At 60.2% G+C, this 3,853-nt stretch carries 2 protein-coding genes and 2 pseudogenes; 1 reads left to right on the forward strand and 3 read right to left on the reverse strand.

The window, feature by feature from the left end; translation table 11 throughout:
* Positions 1–1,057 (reverse strand): annotated as a pseudogene (locus tag IVB01_RS14415) (NAD-glutamate dehydrogenase domain-containing protein); the annotation flags it as partial.
* A gap of 58 nt (positions 1,058–1,115) precedes the next feature.
* Here IVB01_RS14415 and IVB01_RS14420 point away from each other — a divergent pair.
* On the forward strand, positions 1,116–1,277 hold the full coding sequence (locus IVB01_RS14420; RefSeq protein WP_247494624.1) for a hypothetical protein: 162 nt from the start codon (positions 1,116–1,118) through the stop codon (positions 1,275–1,277).
* 178 nt (positions 1,278–1,455) lie between these two features.
* Here IVB01_RS14420 and IVB01_RS14425 read toward each other — a convergent pair whose 3' ends face one another.
* A complete protein-coding gene (locus tag IVB01_RS14425; RefSeq protein WP_247494625.1) occupies positions 1,456–1,848 on the reverse strand; it encodes a hypothetical protein in 393 nt (130 codons plus the stop codon).
* Between the two features lie 304 nt (positions 1,849–2,152).
* Positions 2,153–3,708 (reverse strand): annotated as a pseudogene (locus IVB01_RS14430) (ISL3 family transposase).
* Positions 3,709–3,853 lie beyond the last annotated feature (145 nt).

The following is a 3,853-nucleotide window of genomic DNA, read 5'->3' on the forward strand; positions in this document are numbered from 1 at the left end:
CGGCGCGCTGGAGCACCTGTGAAACTTTGTGGCGGACATAAGGAATCTGTCGTGCCGAGCGGGTGTAGGCGCCCGAGGTGAACAGGCCGACGACGCGCAGTTCGCCCTCGAGCCGGCCGTCGGGCGTATAGAGCTTGATGCCCACATAATCCATCCGGATGCGGCGATGGACGCGGCTGGAGACATTGGCCTTGATGACGATCAGCAGCGTCGGCTCGCGCATGAACTCGCGGATTTCCGTCGTCATCACCACCATTTCCGTGCCGCGGCGCAGCACCTTCACCTCGGGATCGCGCAAGATGCCGAGTCCTTCACCGGTTGTAATGTCGTCGGACGCATCGCTGTCGGACGAGAAGCGATATTCGCGCACGCCGAGGAAGGTGAAATTGTCCGCACAGAGCCATTGCAGGAACTGGTTTGCTTCGGCGACCTCGTCGATCGGCAACGGCGGCGGATTGGAAGAGAAAGTTTTGATCGCTTCCTCGACGCGGTCGCGCATGGCGCGCCAGTCGGTGACGCAGGCGCGGACGTCATTCAAAGTGCTGGTGAGGCCGTCGATCAGCTTCTGACGATCCGCATCGGCGTCCAGGCGAGTGATGTGGAGATGAATCAGGCTTTCGCGCGTGCCCTTTGCGCCCTCCGGCAGTGATTCGCCGTAGAATCGCAGCAGCTTGCCCTGGTCATCGCGCTCCACGGCGATGATCGGATGAGCGACAAGGGTGACTTCGATGCCCTGCTCGGCGAGCTCCGCCATCGTGGAATCGAACAAGAAGGGCATGTCGTCGTTGAGAATTTCGAGCACGGAAATCTCGCGCCCGTCCGGCATCATCGGATTGACGACGCGGATATCGGCGCTGCCGGCCGTGCGCTGCTGCACGTGCTCCCAGGCCTGTTCCGCGAGGAAGGCCAGCGACGAGGCATCGTAAGTGGCGAGATCCTCGACATTGGTGTAGCCGAACAGAAGCTCGGCAAACAACCGGGGGCTCCGGCTTGGCTGCACGCTGCTCGCTGCCTCGCGGATGAGAGTTGCCCGTGCCTTGTCGTCACGCCGCGCCATAATGTCCTCCGTTTGTCGTGCCGTCCGACCGCTGCCGCGATCATCAGCTTGATCTGGAGTGCATCTCTTCGAGCGCCGCGATCAAGTGCTGCGCGAAATCCTCGGTTTCGAAGCTTCGACGGCTTCCGACGACAATACTACGATCCCGGAGCAAAAGGCGCTCGCCATCGTGAGGCGTGCTGAAATCCCTTACGACAGCGGGCCGACCGGCGTCGAATGATTGACGACAAGAAAAATCACAAGCAATTTCAATTGTGTATGAGTTCGCGGTTTTGCTCTGAACGGCGCGCCATTTCCGCCACCAATCTGAATAAAGCTACGAACAATAGCGAGACAGTGGTGGCGGTATTTCGTCTTGCTCTTTGCGGATGGCGCACGTTGAGAGGGTGACGAGCCGTCTACCGCCGCCCGACGCAGCGCGACAATTCTTGGCGCATATAGGAGATAGCAGCGCTCAGCCAGCGTGAGAGCGCTGCCTCGTCAGTGGGTGCATTTAGGTGATGAGATTGAAACTCAGCGGGACGATCGGACCACCAAGGTGCCGCGCTCGCAAGATGCATTCGCTCGAATGTTAGCTGCGTGATGCGGTTCGATAGGGACGGTGCATCGACGATCGCCTCGAAATCTTCGAGCGCTTCGACAGTTTCAGGTTCGAATTCCTGTTGATCCCGTGCTGTATGCAAGCTCTCGAACAGATCGATCTGCCAATGCGGATGCCCAGCCCCGGAACTTTGGAAATTTACCCCGGAGCGGTCCCAATCGCGCAGCCCAGGCCATTCAAGCCGAAGCAACTACGGCTTTACCGGATCTCCCACTTCCCCGATATGTATCGTGAGTCCCGCCTGCCGAAAGGCAAATGGCGCCCGCCCGCTCTCTTGGTCCCAGACTTCCTGATAGCCGAGCCAGGCGGTGAGACCTGCAGGTAACTCAAGCAAAGGAGCTACGCTTGCCATGCCTCGATTGCGCTCGATTCGTTCCACGCCTTCTCCACGAACTCCGGTCCAGACACCGGCAGCTTGATATTCCGCTTCGATTGAGATCGTGTGTGTTTCGGCATGGAATAAGGGCTCTGACGCAATTTTGGTGCAGCTCCGATTATTCTGCGCCAATTAGTCGGGCTTGAAGCAGATCGATTTTCCCGCGACCGCACATTTGACGTCTAACGAGTTTGAGGCGCGTGATCTGACCCTCAGTCTGCCCGTTGGACCAAGGTGAAGTGATCGCCGCCCGCACTGCAGCCTCATCCTTGGCGCCGCCATTGGCGAACGAAGCTACGAGACTGGCGCGGGCTCGCTCGATCCATGGGGTAAGTCCCGCATCAACCTTGCGCCGGACCATCAAGTGGAATTCAGCGATGATCTCGCGCGCCTCGACCAGCGTTGGTGCGCCAGATTCGAGCGCCGCGACCGTGACGGTCTCCGCTTTCGTAAGCAAGTCCCGCCCGATCGTCATGAGACGCGCGATCGTCCTGGCCGACGGGATCCGCTGAAGGGTTTGCGCGTCCGTCTTTTCGGCTCTTCGCCTGCGGGTCGCCCACTCACTGATGACGCGGAGCGAGCCTCGAAAGCCACGCGCTGTTAAGCGGCGCCAAAGTTCAGCTCCATTGCGGCAGCCGGACGCCCATTGATCGTCGAGCCATGGCAAGTGCGGATCCAACGAACTTTGCCTGGTTCGGAAGACGTCGTGACGTTCGCCGCGGACCACCTGTCGCACCAGCTTCCTGCTATGGCCAGTCTCACGTGCGATCTGCTTGATAGGTATGCCGTTCTTCGAGAGAGCCATGATAGCCGCGTTGGTCTCCTCACGACGCAGATAGCCCTCATACTGGAGGCGCTCAGCGGCCGTGAGCAGCTTAGGATCGATCGTGGTCGCACCGACGACGATGCGTATCTGGCGCATCGATTTGCGCACGGCATCGAGGAAGGCCCGGCTGGCGTTCTCCATTAGATGCCAACGATCGGCGACCTGTACCGCGTGCGGCAATGCTTTTGCCGTGGCTTCGCCATATCCTCCACCACGATCACGGGCGACAATCGCGATCGTGGGATGAGCAGATAGCCAGGCTTGGGCGGTCGCGGGTTCACGATCCGGCAGCAGAGTGACCACCCGGCGCCTTTCCAGGTTGCAGATGATGCTCGCGTATCGGTGATTGCGCCGCCAGGCCCAGTCATCAATGCCAATAACCCTGAGCGTGTCAGCTGGGGGACGGCTACGGCGCCGAACTACCCGAAGAAGCGTATCTTTGCTCACCGGCAGCATTAGCCGCTTTGCAAAGCCTGCTGCCGGTCGACCGCCAAGCGCCAGACCGAGGTGATGGACGATGGAGTCCAGCCTTGCCGTCCGTCGCGCCGATGGCGCCAGTACCCCTTCGGCGAAGCGCTCGGTGAAGATTTGGCGCCCGCATAGGACGGCATCGCAGCGGAACCGGCGGGCGATTACCTGAAGCTGGACGATCCGCCCCGAGAGCGGCAGATCGGTCACGCGTCGCCGATACCGGCTATGGACACGTCGGGAAACCGTTCCGCACAATGGACACAGACCAACACTTCCCGACGCCCGAACCGCAATAACGGCCTCATCACCTTCGAAGTACGCACTCTCTACAACAACCCACTCGGCACCAGATTGGAGCGCTGGAGTGCCTGCTGCATGGCGCTGATTCTCCTCTGATCAAAGCGCCAGAGATCCTCCAAACTGCATCAAAAGTGATGGTGTGGAACGGCCCTTCGAACCGGCATCAAAAGTGCCTAACGTGGTCGCTTCGAGAGGCGCCACAAAGGAAGGACCGTTCCAATG

This window comes from Bradyrhizobium sp. 164 (assembly GCF_023073715.1).
In the GTDB taxonomy this organism is placed as follows: Bacteria; Pseudomonadota; Alphaproteobacteria; order Rhizobiales; family Xanthobacteraceae; genus Bradyrhizobium.